Raw genomic sequence first — 22,698 nt, forward strand, 5'->3', positions numbered from 1 at the left:
CATTGACGAAACCCTGGCTCGGATCTAGCTTCATCGCATCGCACTTCGTACGTCATATATGAGACGCGAGATCTGAGAGCGCCCTCCATGGCCTTCACGCCCACCCCCATCCCCTCCCGCACCCAGTTCGTCCTGGACGCGATCCGGCACGCCATCCTCGCGGGCGCGCTCAGCCCCGGCCAGGCCCTGGTCGAGACGGAGCTGGCCGCGCAGTTCGGGGTGTCGAAGACGCCGGTGCGGGAGGCGCTCAAGACGCTGGCCGGGACCGGGCTGGTGGTGATGAGCCAGTACAAGGGCGTCGCCGTCCGCCGGGTCGACGCCGACATGGCCCGCGAGGTGTACGACGTACGGCTGCTGCTCGAACCGGAGGCGGTGCGCCGCACGGTAGCCCGCGAAGTCCCGCTGCAAGCGGCCGAGGAGGCGCTGGACCGCGCCGACCGCGCGGAGGACGGTGCCGAACGCGCCCTGGCCAACCGGGAGTTCCACGGTGCGCTGTACCTTCCGTGCGGCAATCCCCTGCTGACCAGGGTCCTCGACGAGGTCCGCGATCAGGCCGCCCTGGTGTCGGCCGTGGCGTGGGCCGACCAGCCGTCGTGGAAGCGGGAGGCGGCCGAGCACCGCGAGATCCTGCGCCTCGCCCTCGACGGGGACGCGGACGGTGCGGCGCACGCCCTGCGCGACCACATCGGGTCGTTCGTCCGGCGCGCGTTCCCCGAGGACACCGACCGTCCTTCCGGCAAGGACAGCGCATGAGCACCCCCGAGTTCACCGCCCCGCGGGACGCGCTCGCCGATGTCGTCGCGATCCCCGTCACCCCCTTCACCGCCGACGACACCCTCGACATCGCCGCCCACCGCACCCTGCTCAACCGGCTGCTCACCGGCGGCATTCGCACCCTCACACCCAATGGGAACACCGGTGAGTTCTACGCCCTGAGTCCCCAAGAGCGTTCAGCTGTGGTGGAGTTGACGTGCGAGGAGGCTGCCGGGCGAGCCGCGGTCCTGGCCGGTGTCGGCCTCGACCTGCCGACCGCGATCGCCTCCGCCGAGCAGGCCCGGGCGGCCGGCGCCCAGATGGTGATGGTGCATCAGCCCGTCCACCCGTATGTCTCGCCGGACGGCTGGGTCGACTATCACCGCGCGATCGCCGACGCAGTGCCCGACCTGGGCGTCGTCCCCTATGTACGGAACCCGCACCTGGGCGGCCAACTCCTCGCGAGGCTGGGTGAGTTGTGCCCCAACGTCATCGGTGTGAAGTATGCGGTCCCGAACGCGACCCGGTTCGCCGCGTTCGCCCGCGACGCCGGGCTCGAACGGTTCGTCTGGATCGCGGGTCTCGCCGAGTTGTACGCCCCCTCCTACTTCGCGGTCGGCGCCACCGGCTTCACTTCGGGCCTCGCCAACGTCGCCCCCGCCCTCTCCCTCGAACTGCTCGCCGACCTGCGCGCGGGCGACTGGCCGGCCGCGATGAAACTCTGGGAGCGGTTCAGGCCGTTCGAAGAGCTGCGCGCAGCCCAGCAGTCGGCCGACAACGTGACGGTGGTGAAGGAAGCCCTCGCGACGCTCGGGCTGTGCCGCCGCGACATCCGCCCGCCCAGTCGTGAACTCCCACTGGACCAAAGGGAGTTGGTAGCTCACCTGATCTCCGGGTGGGGGACATGACCGTACGGCCCGAGCAGCTGCGCAGCCATCAGTGGTACGGGACCGAGGGGCTGCGGGCGTTCTCGCACCGGGCCCGCACCCGGCAGCTCGGCTATCTGCCCGACGAGCACCTGGGCAAGCCGGTCATCGCGATCCTCAACACCTGGTCCGACATCAACCCCTGCCATGTACACCTGCGCGAGCGGGCTCAGGCGGTGAAGCGTGGGGTGTGGCAGGCAGGCGGCTTCCCCCTGGAATTCCCGGTCGCCACCCTCTCCGAGACCTTTCAGAAGCCGACGCCGATGCTCTATCGCAACCTCCTCGCGATGGAGACCGAGGAGCTGCTCCGCTCCTACCCCGTCGACGGTGCCGTCCTGCTCGGCGGCTGCGACAAGTCGACCCCCGCGCTAGTGATGGGGGCGGCGTCGGCGGACCTGCCGACCGTGTTCGTGCCCGCCGGGCCCATGCTGCCCGGGCACTGGCGCGCCGAGGTCCTCGGGTCCGGCACGGACATGTGGAAGTACTGGGACGACAAGCGGGCCGGGCTGATCGGAGACTGTGAACTCGCCGAACTGGAACAGGGGTTGGCACGCTCCCCCGGGCACTGCATGACGATGGGCACCGCCTCGACGCTGACGGCTGCGGCCGAGGCCCTCGGCGTCACGCTGCCGGGCGCGTCCTCGATACCGGCCGTCGACTCCGGCCACGACCGGATGGCCGCCGCGAGCGGGCTGCGCATCGTCGAGCTCGTACGCCAGGACCTGAGGCTGTCGCGGATCCTGACGGCCGAGGCGTACGAGGACGCGGTGGCCACAGTGCTCGCCCTCGGAGGCTCCACCAACGCGGTCATCCATCTCATCGCGATGGCAGGGCGGTCCGGGGTGCGGCTCACGCTCGACGACTTCGACCGGATCGCCCGCGCGGTGCCGGTTCTCGCCAACCTCCGCCCCGGCGGCCGGTATCTGATGGAGGACTTCCACTTCGCGGGCGGACTGCCCGGGTTCCTGTCCCGGCTCTCCGATGTGCTCCACCTGGACCGGCCCACGGTCGCGTACGACACGCTGCGCGAACAGCTCGCGGGGGCGCTCGTGCACAACGACGACGTGATCCGGCCGCGTTCGAGGCCGCTGGCCGGCGAGGGCGGGGTGGCGGTGCTGCGTGGCAACCTGTGCCCGGACGGCGCGGTCATCAAGCACATCGCCGCCTCACCGCACCTGCTCGAACACACCGGCCCCGCGATGGTCTTCGACGACTACCGCACCCTCCAACGCACCATCGACGACCCGGCGTTGGCCCTCACCCGCGACCATGTCCTCGTGCTGCGCAACGCGGGACCCAAGGGCGGCCCCGGCATGCCCGAGTACGGCATGCTGCCCATCCCCGGCTACCTGCTCAAGCAGGGGGTACGCGACATGGTGCGGATCTCCGACGCCCGCATGAGCGGCACCTCGTACGGCACGTGCGTGCTGCACATCGCACCGGAATCGTATGTCGGCGGCCCCCTCGCATTGGTCCGCACGGGAGACTCCATCACCCTCGACGTCGCGTCCCGCAGCCTTCAACTGAACGTTCCTGATGGCGAGTTGGAGAAAAGACGCAGCGCCTGGACGGCTCCGCCCGTACGGTACGAACGTGGTTACGGGGTCCTGTACGGTGAGCAGATCACCCAGGCCGACACCGGGTGCGACTTCGCGTTCCTGGCCGGGCCGGGCAAGGCCGCTGACCCGTACGCGGGCTGAGCCACACCCACCGGATGCCCGTCGGGCAATCTTGTCCGAAACTCGCACCATTACAGAACGTCACACAGGTGAGTAACTCAGATCATCGGGGCATGAGGACTACCAGGGGCTTTGCGATTCGGCCCCCCTTCGCGGCCCACGGGAGGGTCACGGAGAGTGAGGTATCCCGGGTGTTGGGGCGGTATTCACGCACCCGGAACACAAGAGACAGGCAGGCGCGACGTGGGCGCAGACGAACTCGCCTTCTGGCTGCGGACTCGCACCGTGGGCGGCACCACCATCATCGAACTGCACGGCGAGCTGGACATGCTGGCCCATCATGAACTCGGCCCGCGCATCCACGCGTTGGTGTGCCGGGCCGACACCGATGTGATCCTGGATCTGCGGGCGGTGACCTTCCTCGACGCGGGCGGCATCCGGCTGCTCCTGGCGGTACGCGAACATGTGGCTCGCCGGGGCGGTGTGCTGCGCCTGATACGCGGCACGCCTCGCATATCCCACATATTGCGGATCGTCCGCCTCGACGACTCCTTCACCGTGCTCGACACGCTCCCCCGCGCCCTGTCCGAGGGTGCCGCCACCGACGAAGGCAGACGGGCCTCCATGTAGTGCCGTGTGCTTACTTGTTCTGCAGTGCCTTCACCAGTCCTGCGACCAGGTGCGCCCGCTCGGCCATGGCGTCGACCACCAGGTACTCGTGGTCGGCGTGGGCACCGCCTCCGACCGCTCCGAGGCCGTCGAGGGTCGGCACACCGAGGGCCGCCGTGAAGTTGCCGTCGCTTCCGCCGCCGACCGCCTTGCCCTCGATGCCGGGCACCAGCCGCTGAGCCACCGCGAAGAGTTCGGCCGACGCCGATTCGGGCATCGGGGGCCGGCCGACCCCGCCCTCCACCGTGATCCTCGCCTCGTCGAGATGCGGAGTCAGCGCGGCGAAGGCGGCTTCTATCCGCTCCTTCTCCTCGGCCGTCTCGACCCGGACGTCGACGACGACGGTCGCCTCGGCGGGTACGACATTGTCGAGCGTTCCGGCGGCCGCGACGGTCGGGGTGACGGTCGTGCCGATCTCGGGGCGCCCGAGCGCCGCGATGTCCAGGACCTGGTGGGCCGCCTCGATCAGGGCGTTGACCCCGGCGGCGGGTTCGAGGCCCGCGTGCGAGGCGCGGCCCGCGACAAAGACCTGGAACGTGCCGCAGCCCTTGCGGCCGGTCTTGAGGCCGCCCCCGTCGGCGGCGCCCTCGAAGACGAGCACCGCACCGCAGGCCAGGGCGCGCTCCTCGATGAGCGCGCGCGAGGAACGCGAGCCGACCTCCTCGTCGGCGGTGACCAGGATCTCGACGCCGGACCGGTCGTCGAGCGCCGCCAGGCCGTGGATGGCCTGCACGAGGCCGCCCAGCATGTCGAAGACCCCGGGCCCGGTCGCATGCCCGTCCTCGACCTTGAAGGGACGGCGTGCCAGGGTGCCGAGCGGGAACACGGTGTCGTGGTGGCCGAGGATCAGCACCTTGGGTTCGCCGCCGCCCGACCAGTGGACGTGCGGCCCTGCCTCGCTCTCGACGAGGACGGCATGCCCGCCGAGCCGGCTCTCGATGACGGCGGCCACCGTCTTCGCCGATGCTGCCAGGGCGTCGTGATCGCGCGACGGTGACTCGACCTCGACCAGCGCCCTGAGGTCCTCGATCATCGCGTCAACGCTCACCGTGTGCATCGTCATGCGGCCAGGGTAATAGGTGCCCGAGCAGCCGCTTCGGGGCGGCTTGGGAGGCCGCACGGCCCGGGTCCGTACGTCATGGTCTGCGGCCCGGCGCCGCACCGGCTCTCCGGGCGGGCCGCAAAGGGACATGCCGAGATCGCCGCTCCCTGGGTACCCGTTCCTCCAGACCCCCAGAGCGACGACCTGCATGCAGAGGTGAGTGATGTGACCGCACCAGAGGATGGGTTCGCACCCGAGAACTGGGCCGCGCGCGACGGCCGGACGCCGTTGATCGGCGTCCGGCCCCGCACCGATGTGGACCTGGCGCTCAAGTACCTGACGGCGCGGTCCGAGGCGCCCGCGCAGTTCGCCCTCGGCGCGGCCGCCGCCTACCGCTGGGCCATGGGACGTGCGGGCCGCGCGCCGGTCACGGGCACGGCCGTCCGCCTCGTACCGGATCTGCGGCTGCTGACCGCCGAGGTGGACGCGGCCGTCGTCCAGTTGGAGGACCCCACCACCGAGGCGGGCCTCAGGGACTTCACGCGCGGCGTGCACGACGCCCTGGCGTGGGTGTGCGGATACAGCGACAGCCGGATCTGAGCCCGATCCGGCGCTTCAGGACGCGTCGGTCCGCGAGAAGACGTGCTCGTCCAGGATCAGGCCGATGGCGACGGCGGCCGGGATAGCGACCAGGGCGCCGACGATGCCGAGCAGCGCGCCACCGAGCAGGACGCCGACGACGGTGACCAGAGGATGGACGTCGACGGCGAACTTCATCACGCGGGGCACGATCAAGTAGTCCTCGGCGACCCGGAACGCGACGTAGAAGCCCGCTGTCGCGAGCGCGACGGGCAGCGACACCGACAGCGCCACCAGGCTGACGACGAGGCCGCCGATCGTGGTGCCGACGATGGGGATGAGGTCCATCAGCGCGATGAAGACCCCGAGCGCGGCGGGGTAGGGGACGTCGGTGACGACGCACCAGATGAACGTGGCGAGCCCCGCGATCACGGAGGTGACCACATTGCCGAGCATGTAGCGGCCCACCCGGTTGAGGATCTCGTCGGTGACGGCCCGGGCGTGCGGACGTTTGCGGGCCGCGACGAAGCGCAGGCAGAAGGCCTTCAGGGACGGCAGGAACGCCATCATGTACACCGTCACGACGATGACGACGACAGCCGAGGTCACCGCCCCCACCACCACCCGGCCGGCGCCGAGCAGTCCGCCCGCGAGGCCCGCCGCGCCTCCGTTGGAGAACTGCTGCTTGACCTTGGCGACGACGTGGTAGCGGTCCTCGAACCTGCCGAGTGCCGAGTTGTGGTCATGGAGTTGCTTCAACCAGCCGGGCACCGCCTTGATCAGTGCGTTGACCTCGTCGGTGACCGGGGGCACGACGAGCGCGAGGAACCCCGCGAAGAACGCGAGCAGGACGACCAGGACCAGCAGGACGGCCCCACTGCGGCGCACCCGGTGGCGGGTGAGCCAGGCCACGACGGGCTCAAGCGCGAGTGCGAGGAACATGGAGAGGAGCAGCAGAGTCAGGAGGCTGCCGACTTCGAGGACGGTCTGTACGGTCAGCCACGCAAGTGTCGCGCCCAGGCCGACGGCGAAGCCGATGGCGAACCAGGACCTGCCGCCGGCCACGATCCTCGTCCGCCGCGCTCGCCCGGTCCGCGACGCCGGTCCTACGGAGGACGTCTCGGCGGGCTCATGGTTCCCGTCCCCGTCGGGCTCGGTGGACGTCATCGCGGCCCCCCTGTCCGCCCGGCGGAGGTGAGGTGCGGGCGAGGCGGTGAGTGCATCGGCCAGTACCTCTCTTCGAGGCCGGGACGGGATCTGCGCCGCCGCGTGGAGCGGGCCGCCCCACGCGACACGGCAGCGGCGGCTGCCGGAGCCGGCCTCTTCCAGCTCCGACCCTAGCCAGGTATCCCACCGGTGGCCTTGTATGCCGGTCCCGGCACCCGCCATCCGGCTGACGGCGGGTAGCGGCGGCGGTCGTGATCCCATTCCACTCGGCCGGGTGATTGACCGAGGACGTGCCGGGTACTGGTTGGCCGCGCGAGCACCGGTTCTCGGGGGCGCTCCCCGAAAGCGCCGGCACAGCGCGCCGTCGGTGGCCCGTCTACCGGCAGTGCTTTGATGAGGAAGCCCATGAAATCGGGCCAAAAAGGTGATTCCGGGTCAGGTGTCGAGGTGATGCACGGATGGGTCGAGCAGCGGCCGTGGCCGCCGAAGTCCTCGCATGGTGGTTGCTCCTGACGGGTGCGTGGCTCGTGTTCGTCAGCACGGTCGAGCCACTGGAGTTCCTGGTCGGGGCGTCGGCCGCGCTGCTTGCGGCTGTTGCCGCCCAGGCCGCGCGCCGGGCGACGAGCAGCCGGTGAACGGCTGGCTGGTGGCCGCGACGGCACTGCTCGCCGCGGGGTTCGGCCCGGTGGTGTGGGGCGTTGCGACCGGCCCGCTGGAGCGCCGGGTCGTCGCCCAGAACTTCGGCACGTCGGTGGTGTGTCTGGTGATGCTGCTGCTCTCGCAGGCATACACCCGGCCGGCCTATGTCGATCTCGCGCTGGTCCTCGCCGTTCTCGGCCCGGCCGGGACGCTGGTGTACGCGCGGCTGCTCGCGGACGACCTCGACGACGATCCGCCGCACGCCGGCCTGCTGACGGTGGTGGCCGCTTCGGCGGCGACCGTGGTCGTGATCGCGATGTGTGTGGCCACCGGTCCGGGCCGCGCGATGGTGAAGCTCGTGCTGATCGGGCTGCTGCTCGTGGCCGGGAACGTGATCGCCTCCCGGGCGCTCGCGGGCGGCTTTCCCGGGGCGGGGGCGTCGGCTCGTGACTGACGCCCTGACCCTGGTCTCGCTGCTGCTCGTCGCCGCCTCGGCGACCGCCGCCGTGGCCGTGCGCGACCCGGCCCGCCAGGCGCTGGTGCTCGCGGTGCTCGGCCTCGCCCTCGCGGTCCTCTTCACCGTCCTCCAGGCACCGGACGTGGGCCTGTCGCAGCTCGCGGTGGGCTCGGCGCTGACGCCGCTGCTCATTCTGCTGTCTGTACGCAAAGTACGGCGCCGGGGGCAGCACAAGGGTGGTGACCGGTGAGCCGGCGGATGCGCATGTGGGTCCTCGCGACGGGCGGGCTCGCGGTCGCCGCCCTGCTCGTCGCCGGATATGTGCGGCTTCCGCGCTTCGGCGGCGCGGTGCACCCCTACGGCGACCGGGCGGTCGCGGCGGCCCTCGCCCGGCACACCGCGAACGTCATCTCCTCCGTCAACTTCGACCTGCGGGCCTTCGACACCCTGGGCGAGGAGACCATCCTGTTCGGCGCGGTGCTCGGCACCGTCGTCCTGCTGCGCCAGACCCGCGACGAGCGCGAAGTGCCACCCGCCCCGGCCGAGGTCGCCCCACCCGTACGCCGCTACGCGCTGATCATGCTCCCCGTCGCCCTCCTGTCCGGCCTGTACGTCGTCGCACACGGGCAGCTCAGCCCCGGCGGCGGATTCCAGGGCGGGGTGGTCGTGGCGACCGCGCTGCACCTGCTCTACATCGGGGCGGACTACCGCGCCCTGGAGAAGATCCGGCCGGTCGGGATGTACGAGGTGGGGGACGCGGCGGGCGAGGCCGCCTACCTCATCCTCGGCGTCGCGGGCCTGGTCGGCGGCTCGGCGTTCCTCGCCAACACCCTGCTTCCGTACGGGACGTTCAACACCCTGGCGTCCGGCGGGACCGTGCCACTGCTCAACGCGGCGGTCGGCATGGAGGTCGCCTGCGCGGTGGTCGTCCTGCTCGCCCGCTTCCTCGACCAGGCCGTCGAGATCGAGGAGGACAACGGATCGGCGAAGGGAAAGGAATCATGAACGGGGGCGCGAGCCGACAGTGATGAACACAGTGCCGTATCTCGTCGCCGTTTGGATCTTCCTGGTGGGCTGCTACGGCCTCGCCACCAGCCGCCATCTGGTGCACGCGGTGGGGTGCCTGACGGTGTGTCAGTCATCCACCTATGTGCTGCTGCTCGCGGTGGGGTACCGCGACGGCGGCACGGCGCCGGTCTTCTCCGATGTGACACCGGGATCGCGACCGCTCGTGGACCCGGTCGTCCAGGCCCTCGCGCTCACCGATGTGGTGGTCGGCGCCACCGTCACCGCCCTTCTGCTCGCACTTGTGATGCAGGTCGCCAAACGGCACGGCACGGTCGATCCCGACGCACTCTCCGAGCTGCGCGGATGAACCAGCTGCTGCCCCTGGTCGTGGCCGTACCGATGCTCGGCGCCGCCGCCCTCGTGGCCGCCGGGCGACGGCTCCCCCGCGTCGCCGCCGAGTCCGTCGGGTGCGCGGTCGCGGCGGCCACCGCCGGGCTCGCGATCGTCCTGCTGCTCAACTCGTCGCCGGACGCCGTCGAATGGGTCGGCGGCTGGCGACCCAAGGGCGGCGAAGGCGTGGGCATCGTCCTGGTCGGCGACGGGCCCGGCACCGGTGTCGCGGCGCTGGTCTCCGTCCTGGTCGTCGCCGTACTCGTCTACTCCTGGCACTACTTCGACGAGCCCCCGCACCGGCACGCGGGCTCCTTCCCGGCGCTCGTACTGCTCTTCCAGGCGGGCATGTGCGGCTTCGCGCTCACCGGCGACCTCTTCAACGCCTTCGTCTTCTTCGAGCTGATGAGCGTCGTGGCGTACGCGCTGACCGGCTACCGCGTCGAGGAGGCGAAGGCCGTCCAGGGCGCGCTCACCTTCGGGGTGATCAACTCGCTCGGTGCGTACGCGACGCTGACGGGCATCGTGCTGCTGTACGCGCGGACCGGCGAGCTCGGGATGCGGCAGATCGGGCAGCACCTCGACGCGCACGGCGGGCCCGACGCGCTGACCCTGGCCGCGTTCGCCCTCGTCCTGACCGGCCTCCTGGTCAAGGCCGCGGCCCTGCCGTTCCACTTCTGGCTGCCGGACGCCCACGCCGTCGCGCCGACGCCGGTGTGCATGCTGCTTTCCGGGGTGATGGTCGAACTCGGCCTGTACGGGACGTGGCGGGTCTACGACACGGTGTTCTCAGGACCGGGTGGCGTGCCGGCCCCGGACGCCGGTCGCGCCCTCGTGACCCTCGGCGTCCTGACGGCCCTGGTGGGCGCGCTGATGTGCTGGCAGCAGCGTCACATCAAGCGCCTCCTCGCGTACTCGACCGTCGCACACACCGGGCTCTTCCTGGTCGGCGTCGGCCTGCTCGATCCGGCAGCGACCGGCGGCGTGGCGATCTACGTCCTGGGCCACGCGGGCGTGAAGGCGGCCCTGTTCGCCTGTACGGGGATCCTGCTGGACCGGTACGGCAGCGTGGACGAGCACGAACTGCACGGCACCGCACGGGAGTTGCCGGTGGTGGCCGCGTTGTTCACGGTGGGCGCGCTGGCGCTGGCGGGGCTTCCGCCCTTCGGCACGGGGCTCGGGAAGTCACTCACGGAGGAGGCGGCGGGCGGCGGTTTCACCGTGCTGTTCGTGGCCGTGTCGGCGGTCACCGCGGGCGCCGTGCTCCGGGTCGCCGCGCGCGTGTTCTTCGGGCTCGGGCCGCGCCCGCTGGGCGATCCCCGGCACGAGACGAGCGGCGGCGGCGAGGAGCCCGAGACCGAGGGGAGGCTCGGCCGGGTGCCGGTCACGATGATCGCGGTCCCGGCCGTGCTGCTCGCCGGGGCGCTGGCCGCGGGTCTGGCACCGGGCCCGGCTGCGGCAGTGGGCCGGACCTTCGACCCTGATGCGCCCCACGCGCCGCACTGGACACTGACCGGTGTGCTCCTCGGCGTCGCCTCGGCCGTGCTTGCCGCGGGTCTGGCCGGGGCGGCCGTTCGCGGCCCGGCGAGCCAGGAACCGCACGCCTGGACGGAACCGCTGCGCAGGCTCCACTCCGGCCACATCGGCGACTACGTCGCCTGGCTCCTGGTGGGCACGGCTCTGCTCGGCGGCCTCGCGCTGCCGGGCATCGCGGCCGGGTGAAAGCAGACCAACTCCCGCATCGAGAAGCCGAGTTGAGTGCACGGCGGCCCCCCGTGGTGAACGAGGGGCCGTCGCGGCGCTACCTGGCTCGGCTCACATGGGGTCGATGCCGCCGCTGTCGCCCGGCATCTTGCTCTGCTCCTGGAGACGGCGGGCCTTCTCCTTCAGCCGCTCGCGCTCCGCCGGGTCGGACGCGCGCTCCGCGGCCTGCTCCAGCTGTTCCGCCTTCTGGCGCATCTGCTGGGCGCGGGCACCGAACTCGTCTGCAACGCTCATGATCACTCCTGCTGCTCGGGGGGGTGCAGATGCCTCCAGACAAACAGTGCGCCGAGCCCCGCGCATCCCGAACGGTCACACACAGTCACTTCCGCCCCGGGCGGGCCATGCCGTCCGGGACTGCGAGCCACGTCGGCCTCGCTCACCCACCCGCCTTCTGCGACTGGGCCGCGCGGGCGGAGAGGTCGTCGAGCCCGAGCGGGTTGGCCGGCGGATCCGGCAGGACGAGCCGGCGCTCAGCGCTGCCGTCCGGGGTGATGTGGAGCAGTTCTCCGGGCTCCATCAGGCGCCACTCGGGATGCTCGTCCATGCGCTCGCTGGCGACGACGATCGCCGGGGTGTCGGCGAGGTCCGCGGAATGGACGCGCATCCGGCCGGCGGTGCCGCTGTGGTCCAGGTGCCGGACGCCGTGCGGGCCGCCCGGTTCGCGCTCCAGTACGTACAGCTCGTGCGTGGCCGGGTACCGCAGGGCCCACAGTTCGTCCGCGGTGGTCAGGATGAAGTTGAGCGAGTAGACGGGCAGTCGGTCCGCGATCCAGCGGGTGGCGTGCTCGATACCGCTGCCGATGTCGCCCTGCGCGGCACGGATCTCGCGGGTGATGAGCGCGAAGACCCGCTCGGAGTCGGTGTCCCCGGCGACCAGGGACAGATCCGGGCCCAGCCGGGCCTCCAGGGCCGCCAGGTCTTCGACGACGCCGTTGTGCGCGAACAGCCGCCCGTCCTGCTGGAACGGGTGGGTGTTGGGGGCGGTGAGGCTGCCGGTCGAGGCGAGCCGGATGTGGGCGAGGAAGGTGGCCGAGCAGACCTGCCTGGCCTCCCGCGCGAAGTCCCGGTCCTCGTACGCGGCGTCCGGGGCCTTGCGGACCTGTGGCGTGCCGTCGGGATCGTAGTACCCCAGGCCCGTCCCGTCCGGGTCACGGTGGCTCTGCGTCACGAGGCTGTCGGGGGCGTCGAGCAGCCAGAACGTGGCCCGGCTGCGGCGCGGGGCACTGCTGAGTCCGAACAGACGGCACATCGACGCCACCTCCACGCTCGGCACCGGACCCGGCCCCCGCCCGGGCATGGTGCCCCCGCACGACGGGGAACGCAACGCGGCTGCGGGCCTATTTGCTGCCGCTGAGGGTGAACGTGGCTCCGTCGGGGTCTTTGACGCGGACCCAGGTGCCGGTGAGGGAAATGCCGTCGGCCAGGACGGTGGCGCCGTGGGAGCGGGCCTTGTCGGCGTGGCCGTGGGGGTCCTCGACGGTGAAGTGGGTGTGCCAGTGGGGGCGCAGGCTGGGGTCAGGGGCGGCTTCGACGGCGCCGGAGGTGAGGCGGGCGACGATGTGCCCGGCGTGGCGCAGGACGACTTCCTCGTGTTCGTACTGGACGTCGCAGCAGCCGGGCCGGTCGCAGGCCCAGTCGAGGACCTCGCCGTAGAAGATCGCCGCGTCGAAGGCGTTGCGGGTGTGCAGCCGGGTCCAGGCGGGCGCGGCGTCACGCCAGGATTCCCAGTTCGAGACGAGCGGGCCCTGCCAGATCCCGAAGACGGCCCCGTCCCGGTCGGCCGCCAGCGCCCCGCGCCCGGTCTGCAGCGCGACCGGCCCGACCGCGACCGTGGCCCCCCGCTCGCGGATGCGCGCCGCGGTCACATCGGCGTCCTCCACCGCGAAGTACGGCGTCCACGCGACGGCGACCTGAAAAGCCTGGGCCAACGCGCTGATACCCGCGACCGGAACCCCGTCCGCCAGCGCGATCCGGAACTCCTCCCCCAACCCGGCGGGCACGAACGTCCAGCCCATCACCGCGCCGTAGAAATCCGTCGCGGCACTCAGGTCGCGGGCCATCAGGCTCACCCAGCACGGCGCCCCGAACACCGGGGCTCCGGAGCCGAGTTGGAACGTGGAGTCTGTTGATCGGGGCGTCACGAAACCCTCGCTTCCAGGAGTCCCCCTCACCGGCCGTGGGCCCGGCGCACCGGCCATGGCTGCCTCCACTATCCCGCCGCCGCCCGGTCGGTGCCCGCCGACCGGCGCGGCACCGGTCGTCCCGGGCCCCTGCACACTTCGCGCCGCTTCGTGTTGCGGATGCGGCCGTACGGGTCATGCTGGAGGAATCCGCGCTGTGCCCATTCGGCTACTTCTGGTAGGCCTCGCGTGGCTGCGGACGCGGGAGTGGCCGGCGAGCCGCTTCCGCCGACAAGGGAGCCGCAGTGGTCACCATCGACAATCCCCGGAAGTACAGCCTGAGCCTTGACGCGACACCGGACCGCATTCCCCAGGTCCGCCGCATCGTCGCCGCCCACTTGCGCCACTGGCGCCTGGAGAACATCATCCAGCCCGTGAGTCTCGGCGTGTGCGAACTGCTCACCAACGTCCACCGCCACGCCCGGGGCGACCACGACTGCGTCCTGGAACTGCGCTGGGCCCGCGGTCGGCTCACCGCCTCCGTCGCCGACACCGACCCCCGCCTGCCGCGCCTGCGCGGACCGCGGCCCTTCGCCGAACGCGGGCGCGGCCTGGCCCTGATCGCCCACCTCAGCGACAGCTGGGGCACCCACACCGCTCCCGGCGGCAAGGTGGTCTGGTTCACCCTCACGGCTCAGCCGCAGGCACTGCGGCCACTGCGGCCACTGCCGCCGGAGCCCACCCTCAGCACGGCGGCGTCGGTGCCCGCCCTGCCGAACGTCGACTTCCAGCCCTACGCGCGGGATGAGCCGGACGACGCGTGGTGCCTCAGTGAGACATGAGGCCGGGGGCCCGGCGCGTTGCGGCCCGGTCCACCGTCCGCTCCGCCGGTGCCAGGCCCTGTCCGAGGGCGGTTCCCGGCCCTGACCGACCTCATCACGACCGAGGCCACCGCCCCGTGACGGGGCCTGACACGGCGGCGCCGGCGGCTGATGGTCCCAACCCGTCCAGCGCCTTCATTCCTCCGTACGCGAGGAACGCACTAGCGGACTACCACGGAGTGCGCGGAGGAAACCTCGCCTTGGCACGTGGGGACTTGCGGTACCGGCGCACCGCCAGGGCCGCCGCGGCCAGCGCGCCCAGGCCGGTGCCCGTGGTGAGCACGGGGTGGTGGGCCGCCGCGGCCTGGAGCGAGCGGGAGCGGGCCTCCTCGTCGAAGATGCCGTGCGCGCCGTGGTCGGCTCCCGGCTTCTGGTCGAGGGGGCGCCACAGATTGCCCCGGGTGGACTCCGGCGCCAGTTCCTCGCGCTGCTGCGACGCGTACCCGGTGCGGGCGAGGTAGCGGTCGAGGACGGCCGGGACGAGCCGGTTGGCCCAGATCGTGGCGACCGTGGAGGCGCCGAGGTAGTACTGCTTGCGCCGGGGGTGGTCGGCCGCGAACAGGACGGCGCGCGCGGCGACTTCGGGCTGGTAGATCGGCGGCACGGGCTGCGGATGGCCCTTCAGCCTCGAACGCACCCAGGAGAACTGGGGCGTGTTGACCGCCGGCATCTGGACCACGGTGATGCGCACCTGGCTCTTGTTGTGGAGGAGTTCGGTGCGCACCGACGAGGTGAACCCGTTGACGGCGTGCTTGGCCCCGCAGTACGCGGACTGGAGCGGAATGGAGCGCTCCCCGAGAGCGGAGCCGACCTGCACGATGGTGCCCCGGTCGCGCGGCACCATGCGGGCAAGGGCACTGCGCGTGCCGTGCACGAAGCCGAGGTAGGTCACGTCCGTGACGCGGCGGAACTCGTCCGGGGTGATCTCGGTGAAGGGCGCGAACACCGAGGCGAAGGCCACGTTGACCCAGATGTCGATGGGGCCGAAGGCTGCTTCGGCGGTGTCGGCGGCCTTGTCGACCTGGTCGTGGTCGGCGACGTCGACGGGGATCGCCAAGGCGTACCCGCCGAGTTCCTCGACCTCCCGGGCGGCCGTGCGCAGTCCCGCTTCACCGCGGGCCAACAAGGCGATGTTGGCGCCGCGCCGGGCGAAGAGCCGGGCGGTGGCACGGCCGATGCCGGCGCTGGCTCCGGTGATGACGACGGTCTCGGGCATGGACTTCCTTTCAGTACGCGACGCGTTACGCGAGGGCGGGCGACCGGGCCGGTCAGCCGGTGCGGTGGGGTTCGGCATCGGTGGTCCTGAGGGTCAATCCATGACCCGGGGCGCCGTCGGCCCCCGGAGTGATGTGGCCGCCCCTGGGGTCCAACGTGCCGTCGAACCACCGGGATTCGAGCCGTACGTAGTCGTGGAACCACTCCAGGTGGCGCAGGTTGGGCACGGAGGCCGCCAGCTCGCCGCGAGCCTGTCCGTCGCCGTGCTCGCCCGACAGCGAACCGCCGTGGGAGACCACCAAGTCGGCTGCCCTGAAGACGAATTGGCGGAAGGAGGCCACCCCCTCGGCCGTACGCAGGCCGAACAGGATGCGGGTGTGCACACACCCCTGGCCGAAGTGCCCGTACAGCGAGGGATGGTCGTAGCCGAACTCGTCGAACAGCTCCTTGAGGGAGCGCAGATAGTCGCCCAGGCGCTCCGGCGGGACGGCGGAGTCCTCCCAGCCCTCCCAGGTCTCGCGCTCGTCGGGCGGGCGAGCGGTCACGCCGAGTCCGGCCTCGCGCGCCCTGAGGAGTTCGTGTTCACGCGCCGGGTCGTCGGAGAACGCCACCGACGCGTCCTTCTCGTCCCGGCCGAGCGCCCGCAGCAGGGCGTGGGCCTGCTCGTCGACGTCGTCCTGGCTGTCCCCGGTGAACTGCACGAGCAGCCAGCTCTCGCCCTCCGGGAAGCGGTCGAGGGAGTCGAGGTGGGCGTGCTCCTCACGCATGAGCTGCGCCATCCGGTCGTCAAGGGCCTCCAGCTGGGCCGGTGCGCTGTGTTCCAGGAGCCGGGGCACATCGTCGGCGGCGGCGCAGATGTCGGGACAGCCGAGGACGAGCATGGCCTCGCAGGGCGGCACCGGTACGAGGTCCAGCTCCGCGTGCAGCACCGTCACGAGCGTGCCTTCGCTGCCGACCAGGGCGCGCGCCACGTCGAAGCCGTTCTCCGGAAGCAGCGAGTCGAGGTTGTAGCCCGAAACGCGGCGCGGAAGCTTCGGGAATCCGTGCCTCACCTCGGCGAGGTTGCGGCCGATGATGTCGCGCAGCCCCTGGTAGAGCTCGCCGCGCCGGCCGCCCGCGTCGACGATCTCCGCGAACTCCTCGTCGCCGGTGGCACCGACCCACATCCGCGTCCCGTCGTACATCAGGACCTCCAGGCGCCGTACGTTGTCGACGGTCTTGCCGTAGGCCTGTGCGGACGCGCCGCAGGAGTTGTTGCCGATCATGCCACCGAGGGCGCAGTGGCTGTGCGTCGAGGGCTTCGGCCCGAACTGGAGCCCGTGCTCGGCGAGTTGGCGGTTCAGCTCGTCCAGGACGAGGCCGGGCTCGACCACGCAGGTGCGCCGGGCGGGGTCGTCCGAGACGAGGGCGCCGCAGTATTTCGTCCAGTCGATGACGACGGCCGTGTTGGTGCTCTGGCCCGCCAGGCTTGTCCCTCCCCCGCGCGAGAGGACCGGCGCGCCGAACTCCGCGCACACCGCGACCGCCTCGACGGCCGCTTCGACCGAACGGGGCACGACCACGCCGATCGGCACCAGCCGGTAGTTGGAACCGTCGGTGCTGTAGGCACCCCGGCTCCCGGCGTCGAACCGCACCTCGCCGTCGACCCGCGCGCGAAGGGCGCGCTCAAGAGCGGCGACGTCCAGGTCGTGCTGTCCCTTTGATACGTCCTTCGGCGCGCCCTTAGGTGCGTTCCGTCCGTGGCCGGGCGCGGCGGCGCGGCCGGGCAGTTCCATCGCCCCTCCTCGTCACGTGTCGCTCCCGTTCCGCGCTGCGCCAGGTACCCCCGAGCGGGGTGCCCACACCCGTCTACGGCTACCCGAGGTCGACCGTCCCCGCCAGCCGGCCGCGACCCGGCGCCCGCATGTGCAGGGGCTCGCGGGCGCGCCTGGAGTGACGGATGAGCGCCGCCGGGATCACGGTGCCGGGGCGGTGCCCCCGCCCGTTCCTTCATCACCCAGATCAACAAGGACCAGCAGGGGTTCTTCGACGCCCACCGCACGAAGGCGCTGCCGCAGCTCGCCTGAGATCGCCCCAAGTGCCCTACGGATTACCGGAGTTGAGATGACGCGCCGACATCCCCAGGACCCTGGACCTTCCGAGCCCCGTGCGGGCAAGGATCCCGATTCCGCACTCGACGAGGTCCTCAAAGAGGCAGGCCGGGTTCATTCGCCGCGCTCCATCTGGGCGAAGATGCTGGTGTCCAGCTGGGAGAGCAGTTCCGCGGTGTCGCCGTACACGGCCTGCGCGCCGGCCTCTACGAGGTCCGCCCGGGCGATCCCTCCGGCGAGCAGCGCGACCGTGCGCACGCCCGCCGCGCGTCCCGCCTTCATGTCCCACACCGTGTCCCCCACGAACACCGCCTGTGCGGGTTCGGCCTCGGCCAGCTCCAGCGCCCGCTGAACCGGATCGGGGGCCGGCTTGCCCTCGCTCACGTCGTCGGCGCTCGCGACGCCCGCGATGACGTCGTCGGCGTCGATGGCACGGCGCAGCGCCTTCAGTTCCGGCCCGCCCGCGGAGGTGGCCAGCACGATGCGCCAGCCACGGGCGGCCAGCTCGTGCAACAGGTCCCCGGCTCCGTCCAGCGGGGGCAGCCGCTCGAAGTAGGTGCCGTACAGGGCGGTGTGCGCGGCGGTGAGTCCGCCGTCCTCGTCCCGGTCGCGGTCCTCGCCGAGCAGGTGCGTGATGAGGTCGTCCGAGCCGAGGCCGATGGCGCGGTGGATGTCGTGCATGGCCACGTCGTGTCCGGCCTGGCGCAGCGCCTCCCACCAGGTGACCACGTGCAGGTGGTTGGTGTCGACGAGGGTGCCGTCGACGTCGAAAAGAGCCGCACGTGCCATCTGCCCACGCCTTTCGTTCCGCCCTGCCCGGGGCCTGCTGCCCACTGCCGATCATGCCGCCATTCGCGGACCGCAACATCTCGTGGGCCCCGGGCCGACGGGTCAGGCGGCGTGCCGGCGCCGGGCGACGGGCCTCTCGTACGCCGGCTCCGCGGCCTCGGCCGCCGTGTCCGGCGGCAGGTCCGGCACCGCGACGAGCCTGCGCTCGCCGGGCACTCCGGCCGGCTCGCCCCCGCCCAGCATGAACTCCTCGTACCGGGCCAGCGCGAGAACGGCGACCAGCATCAGGTTGGGCAGCAGTACGGCTACGAAGACCACGACGACTCCTTGCAGGAAGACGTGCCTGCCGGTCCGGGTTGCCCCGGGCCCGCACCCGAAACCTGCCGCACGACGGGTGAAGGGGGAGGTTTCGGGCCGAGAGGTTCGGCAATGGGTGAACTCTGAGCGAACGAGACACCGAGGAGACCGCCATGACCATCGCAACGTACTGCCTCGTGGCGCTGGACTGCCCCGACCCCGAGGCGCTTGCCGCGTTCTACGCCGCGGTCCTGGGCGGCGAGGTGAAGCACGACGACGCGGACTGGTACGACCTGTACGCGCCCGGCGGCCACCGCATCGCCTTCCAGCGGGCTCCCGGCCATACCCCGCCGGAGTGGCCGCGCGGGGACCGCAACTCCCAGCAGTTGCACCTGGACTTCCACGTCCCGGACATGGACGCTGCCGAGGAGCAGGTGCTCGCGCTGGGCGCCACCCCGCTCGATCTCGACGACCGCGGCGGCGAACGCGACTTCCGGGTGTACGCGGATCCGGCGGGCCACCCTTTCTGCCTCTGCAGGGACTGACCCCGCACGCCCTTCGGGCCTCGCCCCTTCGAACGGACCGGCCCTTCACACCAGCGAGAACCACGGAGAACAGCGTGAACGACTCACCTTCCCCGGCCTCCCGGAGCGCCGGGGCCGACTCCCCCGACCGGGTGCAGGTCATGCTCGGCGAGTGCTCCGCGGCCGACGCGGACGCGGTCTTCGAGGTGCTCGGCACCCACTTCGCCTCCGACCGTGCGGGAGCCGTGCCCGGCCGCCGCGAGGGGCCGCGCCCGGCCGCCTGGGCCGGAAGCTTCGTCGTCGACCACATGCCGGCCGAGGTCGCCGGGGTCCTGCTGGCCGGGCCCGTCACGGCCGATCTCCAAGGCGGCCCCGTGGCCGTGGACCGGCTGCGCCGGACGCTGGCGGCGGCCTTCTCCGTGGATACGGCGGGCAGCGCGGCGGGCGACCAGGAAGTGGATGTGCAGGTCCGGCTGACCAACGGGTAGTGCTCCGGGTCGGGGCTCCACACCGCGCGGAGCGGTGTGCCGATCTACTCTGGATAGCAGGGACTCAAACTCTTCCGTGAGATCGGAGGGCATCATGGTCGTCCTCGGAGTCATCCTGCTCGTCGTCGGGTTCGTGACCGGCATCTCCATCCTGTGGACCATCGGCATCATCCTGCTCATCATCGGCGCCATCCTGTGGATCCTGGGATCGGTCGGCCACGCGGTCGGCGGACGGCGGCACTACTGGTAGGCAAAGCAGCCTGACGCTCCATCAGCCCGGGACCAGCACGATGCCCGGTCCCGGGCGGAGCCGTGCGCCTCAGGGCCCGATGGCGACGTCAGAGGCCGATGACGATCAAGGCCGTGTCGTCGGTGGCGCCGCCGGACGGCATCAGATCGGCCAGGATCGCGTCGGCGAGGGGTTCCGGGTCGGCGCCGTGGTGACGGGCGAGGGACTTGGCGAGGCGGCTCAGGCCCTTGTCGATGTCCTCGTGGCGGCGCTCGACGAGTCCGTCGGTATACAGGACGAGGCTGGCTCCGGCAGTGAAGGCAGCGGCGGCCTGCGGGCGGGCCACGTGCTGAGGGCGGGCGCCCAGCGGAGGGTCGGTGGCGCCGTCGAGGAATTCAACCGTGCCGTCCGGATGGAGCAGAGCCGCGGGCAGATGGCCCGCGCTGCTGTAGGTCAGGGTGTGGTCTCTCCAGTCGACCACGGCGAGGAACGCGGTCGTGGACTCGGCGCCCTCGACCGAGCGGGCGTACAGGCCGAGCACGTCGAGGGCCCCGGCGGGCCCCGCGGCCACGCGGGAGGCGGCGCTCAGGGCGCTGCGCAGCTGCCCCATGACCCCGGCCGCGGCAAGGCCGTGCCCGACGACGTCGCCGACGGCGACCGCGAGCCGGCCTCCGGGCAGTTCGGCCAGGTCGTACCAGTCGCCGCACACATTGAGCGCGCCGACGGCGGGACGGTAGCGCACCGCCGCGCTGCGCTCTCCGATCGGCCCCGGCGCCGGCAGCATGGCGGCCTGCAGGGACAGGGCGACCTCGTGTTCCCGGGCGTGGGCCCTGCGCAGCTGTTCATTGAGCTCCTGGAGCTCGCGGGCACGGGTGTACAGCTCGGCCTCGAGCACTCTGGCCCGGTCCCCGTCCGCCGCGCCGGCCCGGCCGCGGGCACGCATGAGCTCGGTGACCTCCTCCACCCGGTGCAGGATCAGGACCACCTTGCCGTCCTCGCCGAACACGGGGGTGTTCACGGGGCTCCAGTACCGCTGCTCCCAGACGCCGGGGGTGGAGGGATCCTCCACGTCGTAGCGCTGCAGCGCCATGGTGTCGCGCTCGCCGGTTTCCGCGACGCGGCGCAGCGAGGCGAGCAGGTTGCGCATGCCGGTGGCGTCCGGGTCGCCGGGGTTGTCGGGGAAGACGTCGAAGAGGTAGCGGCCGACGAGCTGCTCCCGGGTGCGGCCCGAGACGGCGAGGAAGGAGTCGTTGACCTCGACGTACACGAGGTCCGTGGTCAGCAGGGCCACCGGGCCGGGCAGAGCCCGGAACACCGCCTCGTAGTCGATGCCGGACCCGTTCACAGTGCACCTGCCCGCGCGACGCCTCTTCGATCTTGTGCTCTTCACGATAGGCGGCATCGCGGTATCGGGCCCGCCGGACGGGCCCGATACGCCCGGAGGGCAACCGGATGCCGTCGCATCCGATTGCCCTCCGGGTCGGCGGGTCCGCCGGGTCAGAGCACGGGCACCGGGTAGGTCGGGTACTCGACCCCGGAGACGTGCTGGACGACGCGGATGACCTGGCACGAGTAGCCGAACTCGTTGTCGTACCAGAGGTAGAGGATCGCGTTGTCGCCGTCGACCTTGGTCGCGCCGGCGTCGACGATCGAGGAGTGGCGCGAGCCGACGAAGTCCATGGAGACGGCGTCGGGAGCGGTCGTGAAGTCGATCTGGCGCTTCAGCGGCGAGTGCAGCGACACGTCGCGGAGGTAGTCGAGGACCTCGTCGCGGGTGGTCTCGCGGCCCAGGCGCAGGCTCAGGATGGCGATCGAGACGTCCGGGACGGGCACGCGGATCGAGCTGCCGGTGATCGGCGCCTTGAGGTCGGGCAGCGCCTTGGCGACGGCCGAGGCCGCACCGGTCTCGGTGATGACCATGTTCAGCGGCGCGGAGCGACCACGGCGGTCGGCCTTGTGGTAGTTGTCCAGGAGGTTCTGGTCGTTGGTGAACGAGTGGACGGTCTCCACGTGGCCGCGCAGCACGCCGTACTCGTCGGCCATGGCCTTCAGCGGCGGGACGATCGCGTTGGTGGTGCAGGAGGCACAGGACAGGATCTGCTCGTCCGGCTTGATGGTGTCGTGGTTGACGCCGTGGACGATGTTGGGAACGTCGCCCTTGCCCGGGGCCGTCAGGACGACCTTGTCGATACCGGGGCGCAGGTGCTGCGAAAGGCCCTCGCGGTCACGCCATTTGCCCGTGTTGTCGATGAGGATGGCGTCCTTGATGCCGTGCGCCGTGTAGTCGATCTCGGACGGGTCGTTGGCGTAGATCACCTTGATGGTGTTGCCGTTGGCGATGATCGTGCTCGTCGCCTCGTCCACCGTGATGGTGCCCTGGAACTGGCCGTGGATCGAGTCGCGGCGCAGCAGCGAGGCGCGCTTGACGAGGTCCGCCTCGCCGCCGCCACGGACGACGATGGCGCGCAGGCGCAGGCCGTTGCCCGAGCCGGCCTTCTCGATGAGGAGGCGGGCGACGAGGCGGCCGATGCGGCCGAAGCCGTACAGGACGACGTCGCGGCCCTCGCGGCACTCGATCTTGTTCTCGCCGATGGCGCCGGCGACGGCCTGAGCGGTGAAGGCCTCGACCGAAAGGCCGCGGTCGTCCGCCTTGTACGTCGCGGCGAGCATGCCGATGTCGATCTGGGAGGGGCCGAGATCGAGGGTGGTCAGAGCCTGCAGGAAGGGCAGCGTCTCGGTGACCGAGAGCTCCTCGCCGGCTATCTGGCGGGCAAATCGGTGGGTCTTCAGAAGGCTGACCACCGACTTGTTCACCAAGGAGCGGCTGTGCAGCAGGACCGTCACGTCCCGCTCGCGGTGCAGCTTCCCGATGATGGGGATCATCGACTCCGCGATCTCCTCGCGGTTCTTCCAGTTGGTGAACGAGTCGTCATTGACAGTCACAGGTTCATCTTTCGAGCTAGGCGGCGCTCATATGCTAACCCCCCGCTGA

At 71.4% G+C, this 22,698-nt stretch carries 25 protein-coding genes and 1 pseudogene; 15 read left to right on the forward strand and 11 right to left on the reverse strand.

Annotated elements, in window-relative coordinates; all coding sequences use genetic code 11:
* Positions 1–87: 87 nt before the first annotated feature.
* The 4 genes from ABD346_RS03740 (at position 88) to ABD346_RS03755 (ending at position 3,988) form a co-directional block, all read left to right on the forward strand.
* Positions 88–753, forward strand: a complete 666-nt coding sequence (locus ABD346_RS03740; protein WP_344371458.1) for a GntR family transcriptional regulator — start codon at positions 88–90, stop codon at positions 751–753.
* Entirely contained in the window at positions 750–1,661 is a 912-nt protein-coding gene (locus ABD346_RS03745) for a dihydrodipicolinate synthase family protein (RefSeq protein WP_344371459.1), read from the forward strand. The genes ABD346_RS03740 and ABD346_RS03745 overlap by 4 nt, the downstream gene beginning before the upstream one ends.
* Positions 1,658–3,379, forward strand: coding sequence for an L-arabinonate dehydratase (gene araD, locus ABD346_RS03750; RefSeq protein WP_344371461.1), 1,722 nt, complete (start codon positions 1,658–1,660; stop codon positions 3,377–3,379). Before ABD346_RS03745 ends, araD begins: the two co-directional genes overlap by 4 nt.
* Positions 3,380–3,601: 222 nt before the next feature.
* Complete coding sequence (locus ABD346_RS03755; protein WP_344371462.1) at positions 3,602–3,988, forward strand: STAS domain-containing protein; 387 nt, start codon at positions 3,602–3,604, stop codon at positions 3,986–3,988.
* Positions 3,989–3,998: 10 nt separating this feature from the next.
* Here the strand turns inward: ABD346_RS03755 and ABD346_RS03760 are convergent, their stop codons facing one another.
* Positions 3,999–5,090 carry a M20 family metallopeptidase gene (locus ABD346_RS03760; protein WP_344371463.1) on the reverse strand — a complete coding sequence of 364 codons (1,092 nt, stop codon included), beginning with the start codon at positions 5,088–5,090 and terminating at the stop codon, positions 3,999–4,001.
* Between the two features lie 204 nt (positions 5,091–5,294).
* On the opposite strand from ABD346_RS03760, the gene ABD346_RS03765 reads away from it, so the two are divergent.
* Complete coding sequence (locus ABD346_RS03765) at positions 5,295–5,669, forward strand: hypothetical protein (protein ID WP_344371465.1); 375 nt, start codon at positions 5,295–5,297, stop codon at positions 5,667–5,669.
* 15 nt (positions 5,670–5,684) lie between these two features.
* Here ABD346_RS03765 and ABD346_RS03770 read toward each other — a convergent pair whose 3' ends face one another.
* The gene (locus ABD346_RS03770) at positions 5,685–6,815 is read right to left on the reverse strand and encodes an AI-2E family transporter (protein WP_344371467.1); all 1,131 of its coding nucleotides are present in this window, start codon (positions 6,813–6,815) and stop codon (positions 5,685–5,687) included.
* A 458-nt stretch (positions 6,816–7,273) separates the two neighbouring features.
* Here ABD346_RS03770 and ABD346_RS03775 point away from each other — a divergent pair, with 458 nt between their 5' ends.
* From ABD346_RS03775 to ABD346_RS03800, 6 genes are read left to right on the forward strand one after another with little or no spacing between them, the layout of a single operon-like run.
* The gene (locus ABD346_RS03775) at positions 7,274–7,450 is read left to right on the forward strand and encodes a hypothetical protein (RefSeq protein ID WP_344371469.1); all 177 of its coding nucleotides are present in this window, start codon (positions 7,274–7,276) and stop codon (positions 7,448–7,450) included.
* The gene (locus tag ABD346_RS03780) at positions 7,447–7,908 is read left to right on the forward strand and encodes an MrpF/PhaF family protein (protein WP_344371471.1); all 462 of its coding nucleotides are present in this window, start codon (positions 7,447–7,449) and stop codon (positions 7,906–7,908) included. Before ABD346_RS03775 ends, ABD346_RS03780 begins: the two co-directional genes overlap by 4 nt.
* Positions 7,901–8,161: a Na(+)/H(+) antiporter subunit B gene (locus tag ABD346_RS03785; protein ID WP_344371472.1), complete on the forward strand. Its 261-nt coding sequence runs from the start codon at positions 7,901–7,903 to the stop codon at positions 8,159–8,161. Before ABD346_RS03780 ends, ABD346_RS03785 begins: the two co-directional genes overlap by 8 nt.
* Positions 8,158–8,916 (forward strand): MnhB domain-containing protein, encoded by a 759-nt coding sequence (locus ABD346_RS03790; RefSeq protein WP_344371474.1) that lies wholly within the window; start codon positions 8,158–8,160, stop codon positions 8,914–8,916. The genes ABD346_RS03785 and ABD346_RS03790 overlap by 4 nt, the downstream gene beginning before the upstream one ends.
* A 22-nt stretch (positions 8,917–8,938) precedes the next feature.
* Complete coding sequence (locus ABD346_RS03795) at positions 8,939–9,286, forward strand: sodium:proton antiporter (RefSeq protein ID WP_344371476.1); 348 nt, start codon at positions 8,939–8,941, stop codon at positions 9,284–9,286.
* The gene (locus tag ABD346_RS03800; RefSeq protein WP_344371478.1) at positions 9,283–11,031 is read left to right on the forward strand and encodes a complex I subunit 5 family protein; all 1,749 of its coding nucleotides are present in this window, start codon (positions 9,283–9,285) and stop codon (positions 11,029–11,031) included. The genes ABD346_RS03795 and ABD346_RS03800 overlap by 4 nt, the downstream gene beginning before the upstream one ends.
* 93 nt (positions 11,032–11,124) lie before the next feature.
* Here ABD346_RS03800 and ABD346_RS03805 read toward each other — a convergent pair whose 3' ends face one another.
* From ABD346_RS03805 to ABD346_RS03815, 3 genes are all read right to left on the reverse strand, one after another.
* Positions 11,125–11,307 (reverse strand): DUF6381 family protein, encoded by a 183-nt coding sequence (locus ABD346_RS03805; RefSeq protein ID WP_189962503.1) that lies wholly within the window; start codon positions 11,305–11,307, stop codon positions 11,125–11,127.
* A 142-nt stretch (positions 11,308–11,449) separates the two neighbouring features.
* Positions 11,450–12,322, reverse strand: a complete 873-nt coding sequence (locus ABD346_RS03810; protein ID WP_344371482.1) for a class II glutamine amidotransferase — start codon at positions 12,320–12,322, stop codon at positions 11,450–11,452.
* Between the two features lie 88 nt (positions 12,323–12,410).
* Positions 12,411–13,133 (reverse strand): VOC family protein, encoded by a 723-nt coding sequence (locus ABD346_RS03815; protein ID WP_381227156.1) that lies wholly within the window; start codon positions 13,131–13,133, stop codon positions 12,411–12,413.
* A gap of 365 nt (positions 13,134–13,498) precedes the next feature.
* Between ABD346_RS03815 and ABD346_RS03820 the strand changes: the two genes are divergently transcribed.
* The gene (locus ABD346_RS03820; protein ID WP_344371485.1) at positions 13,499–14,035 is read left to right on the forward strand and encodes an ATP-binding protein; all 537 of its coding nucleotides are present in this window, start codon (positions 13,499–13,501) and stop codon (positions 14,033–14,035) included.
* Between the two features lie 208 nt (positions 14,036–14,243).
* On the opposite strand, the gene ABD346_RS03825 is transcribed toward ABD346_RS03820, so the two are convergent.
* From ABD346_RS03825 to ABD346_RS03840, 4 genes and pseudogenes are all read right to left on the reverse strand, one after another.
* Entirely contained in the window at positions 14,244–15,290 is a 1,047-nt protein-coding gene (locus ABD346_RS03825; RefSeq protein ID WP_344371488.1) for an SDR family oxidoreductase, read from the reverse strand.
* A gap of 235 nt (positions 15,291–15,525) precedes the next feature.
* Positions 15,526–17,064: pseudogene (locus ABD346_RS03830) on the reverse strand (FAD-binding oxidoreductase); the annotation flags it as partial.
* A gap of 429 nt (positions 17,065–17,493) precedes the next feature.
* Complete coding sequence (locus tag ABD346_RS03835; protein ID WP_344371489.1) at positions 17,494–18,168, reverse strand: HAD family hydrolase; 675 nt, start codon at positions 18,166–18,168, stop codon at positions 17,494–17,496.
* Positions 18,169–18,270: 102 nt separating this feature from the next.
* A complete protein-coding gene (locus ABD346_RS03840) occupies positions 18,271–18,486 on the reverse strand; it encodes a hypothetical protein (protein WP_344371491.1) in 216 nt (71 codons plus the stop codon).
* A gap of 152 nt (positions 18,487–18,638) precedes the next feature.
* On the opposite strand from ABD346_RS03840, the gene ABD346_RS03845 reads away from it, so the two are divergent.
* The 3 genes from ABD346_RS03845 (at position 18,639) to ABD346_RS03855 (ending at position 19,727) form a co-directional block, all read left to right on the forward strand.
* Positions 18,639–19,010 (forward strand): VOC family protein, encoded by a 372-nt coding sequence (locus ABD346_RS03845; protein WP_344371493.1) that lies wholly within the window; start codon positions 18,639–18,641, stop codon positions 19,008–19,010.
* A gap of 74 nt (positions 19,011–19,084) precedes the next feature.
* Positions 19,085–19,477, forward strand: a complete 393-nt coding sequence (locus tag ABD346_RS03850) for a hypothetical protein (RefSeq protein ID WP_344371494.1) — start codon at positions 19,085–19,087, stop codon at positions 19,475–19,477.
* A 94-nt stretch (positions 19,478–19,571) separates the two neighbouring features.
* A complete protein-coding gene (locus tag ABD346_RS03855) occupies positions 19,572–19,727 on the forward strand; it encodes a DUF6131 family protein (RefSeq protein ID WP_344371496.1) in 156 nt (51 codons plus the stop codon).
* Between the two features lie 88 nt (positions 19,728–19,815).
* On the opposite strand, the gene ABD346_RS03860 is transcribed toward ABD346_RS03855, so the two are convergent.
* Positions 19,816–21,051, reverse strand: a complete 1,236-nt coding sequence (locus ABD346_RS03860) for a PP2C family protein-serine/threonine phosphatase (protein WP_344371497.1) — start codon at positions 21,049–21,051, stop codon at positions 19,816–19,818.
* A gap of 152 nt (positions 21,052–21,203) precedes the next feature.
* On the reverse strand, positions 21,204–22,649 hold the full coding sequence (locus ABD346_RS03865; protein WP_344371499.1) for a glyceraldehyde-3-phosphate dehydrogenase: 1,446 nt from the start codon (positions 22,647–22,649) through the stop codon (positions 21,204–21,206).
* Positions 22,650–22,698 lie beyond the last annotated feature (49 nt).

The organism is Streptomyces mauvecolor (assembly GCF_039532965.1).
Taxonomy (GTDB): Bacteria; Actinomycetota; Actinomycetes; order Streptomycetales; family Streptomycetaceae; genus Streptomyces; species Streptomyces violascens.

Bases quoted from the DNA above. Each gene is read 5' to 3' on its own strand.
- ABD346_RS03740 (WP_344371458.1), top strand. From the start codon at position 88: ATGGCCTTCACGCCCACCCCCATCCCCTCCCGCACCCAGTTCGTCCTG.
- ABD346_RS03745 (WP_344371459.1), top strand. From the start codon at position 750: ATGAGCACCCCCGAGTTCACCGCCCCGCGGGACGCGCTCGCCGATGTC.
- araD (WP_344371461.1), top strand. From the start codon at position 1,658: ATGACCGTACGGCCCGAGCAGCTGCGCAGCCATCAGTGGTACGGGACC.
- ABD346_RS03760 (WP_344371463.1), bottom strand. From the start codon at position 5,090: ATGACGATGCACACGGTGAGCGTTGACGCGATGATCGAGGACCTCAGG.
- ABD346_RS03770 (WP_344371467.1), bottom strand. From the start codon at position 6,815: ATGACGTCCACCGAGCCCGACGGGGACGGGAACCATGAGCCCGCCGAG.
- ABD346_RS03775 (WP_344371469.1), top strand. From the start codon at position 7,274: ATGGGTCGAGCAGCGGCCGTGGCCGCCGAAGTCCTCGCATGGTGGTTG.
- ABD346_RS03795 (WP_344371476.1), top strand. From the start codon at position 8,939: ATGAACACAGTGCCGTATCTCGTCGCCGTTTGGATCTTCCTGGTGGGC.
- ABD346_RS03800 (WP_344371478.1), top strand. From the start codon at position 9,283: ATGAACCAGCTGCTGCCCCTGGTCGTGGCCGTACCGATGCTCGGCGCC.
- ABD346_RS03805 (WP_189962503.1), bottom strand. From the start codon at position 11,307: ATGAGCGTTGCAGACGAGTTCGGTGCCCGCGCCCAGCAGATGCGCCAG.
- ABD346_RS03810 (WP_344371482.1), bottom strand. From the start codon at position 12,322: ATGTGCCGTCTGTTCGGACTCAGCAGTGCCCCGCGCCGCAGCCGGGCC.
- ABD346_RS03815 (WP_381227156.1), bottom strand. From the start codon at position 13,133: ATGGCCCGCGACCTGAGTGCCGCGACGGATTTCTACGGCGCGGTGATG.
- ABD346_RS03825 (WP_344371488.1), bottom strand. From the start codon at position 15,290: ATGCCCGAGACCGTCGTCATCACCGGAGCCAGCGCCGGCATCGGCCGT.
- ABD346_RS03835 (WP_344371489.1), bottom strand. From the start codon at position 18,168: ATGGCACGTGCGGCTCTTTTCGACGTCGACGGCACCCTCGTCGACACC.
- ABD346_RS03845 (WP_344371493.1), top strand. From the start codon at position 18,639: ATGACCATCGCAACGTACTGCCTCGTGGCGCTGGACTGCCCCGACCCC.
- ABD346_RS03855 (WP_344371496.1), top strand. From the start codon at position 19,572: ATGGTCGTCCTCGGAGTCATCCTGCTCGTCGTCGGGTTCGTGACCGGC.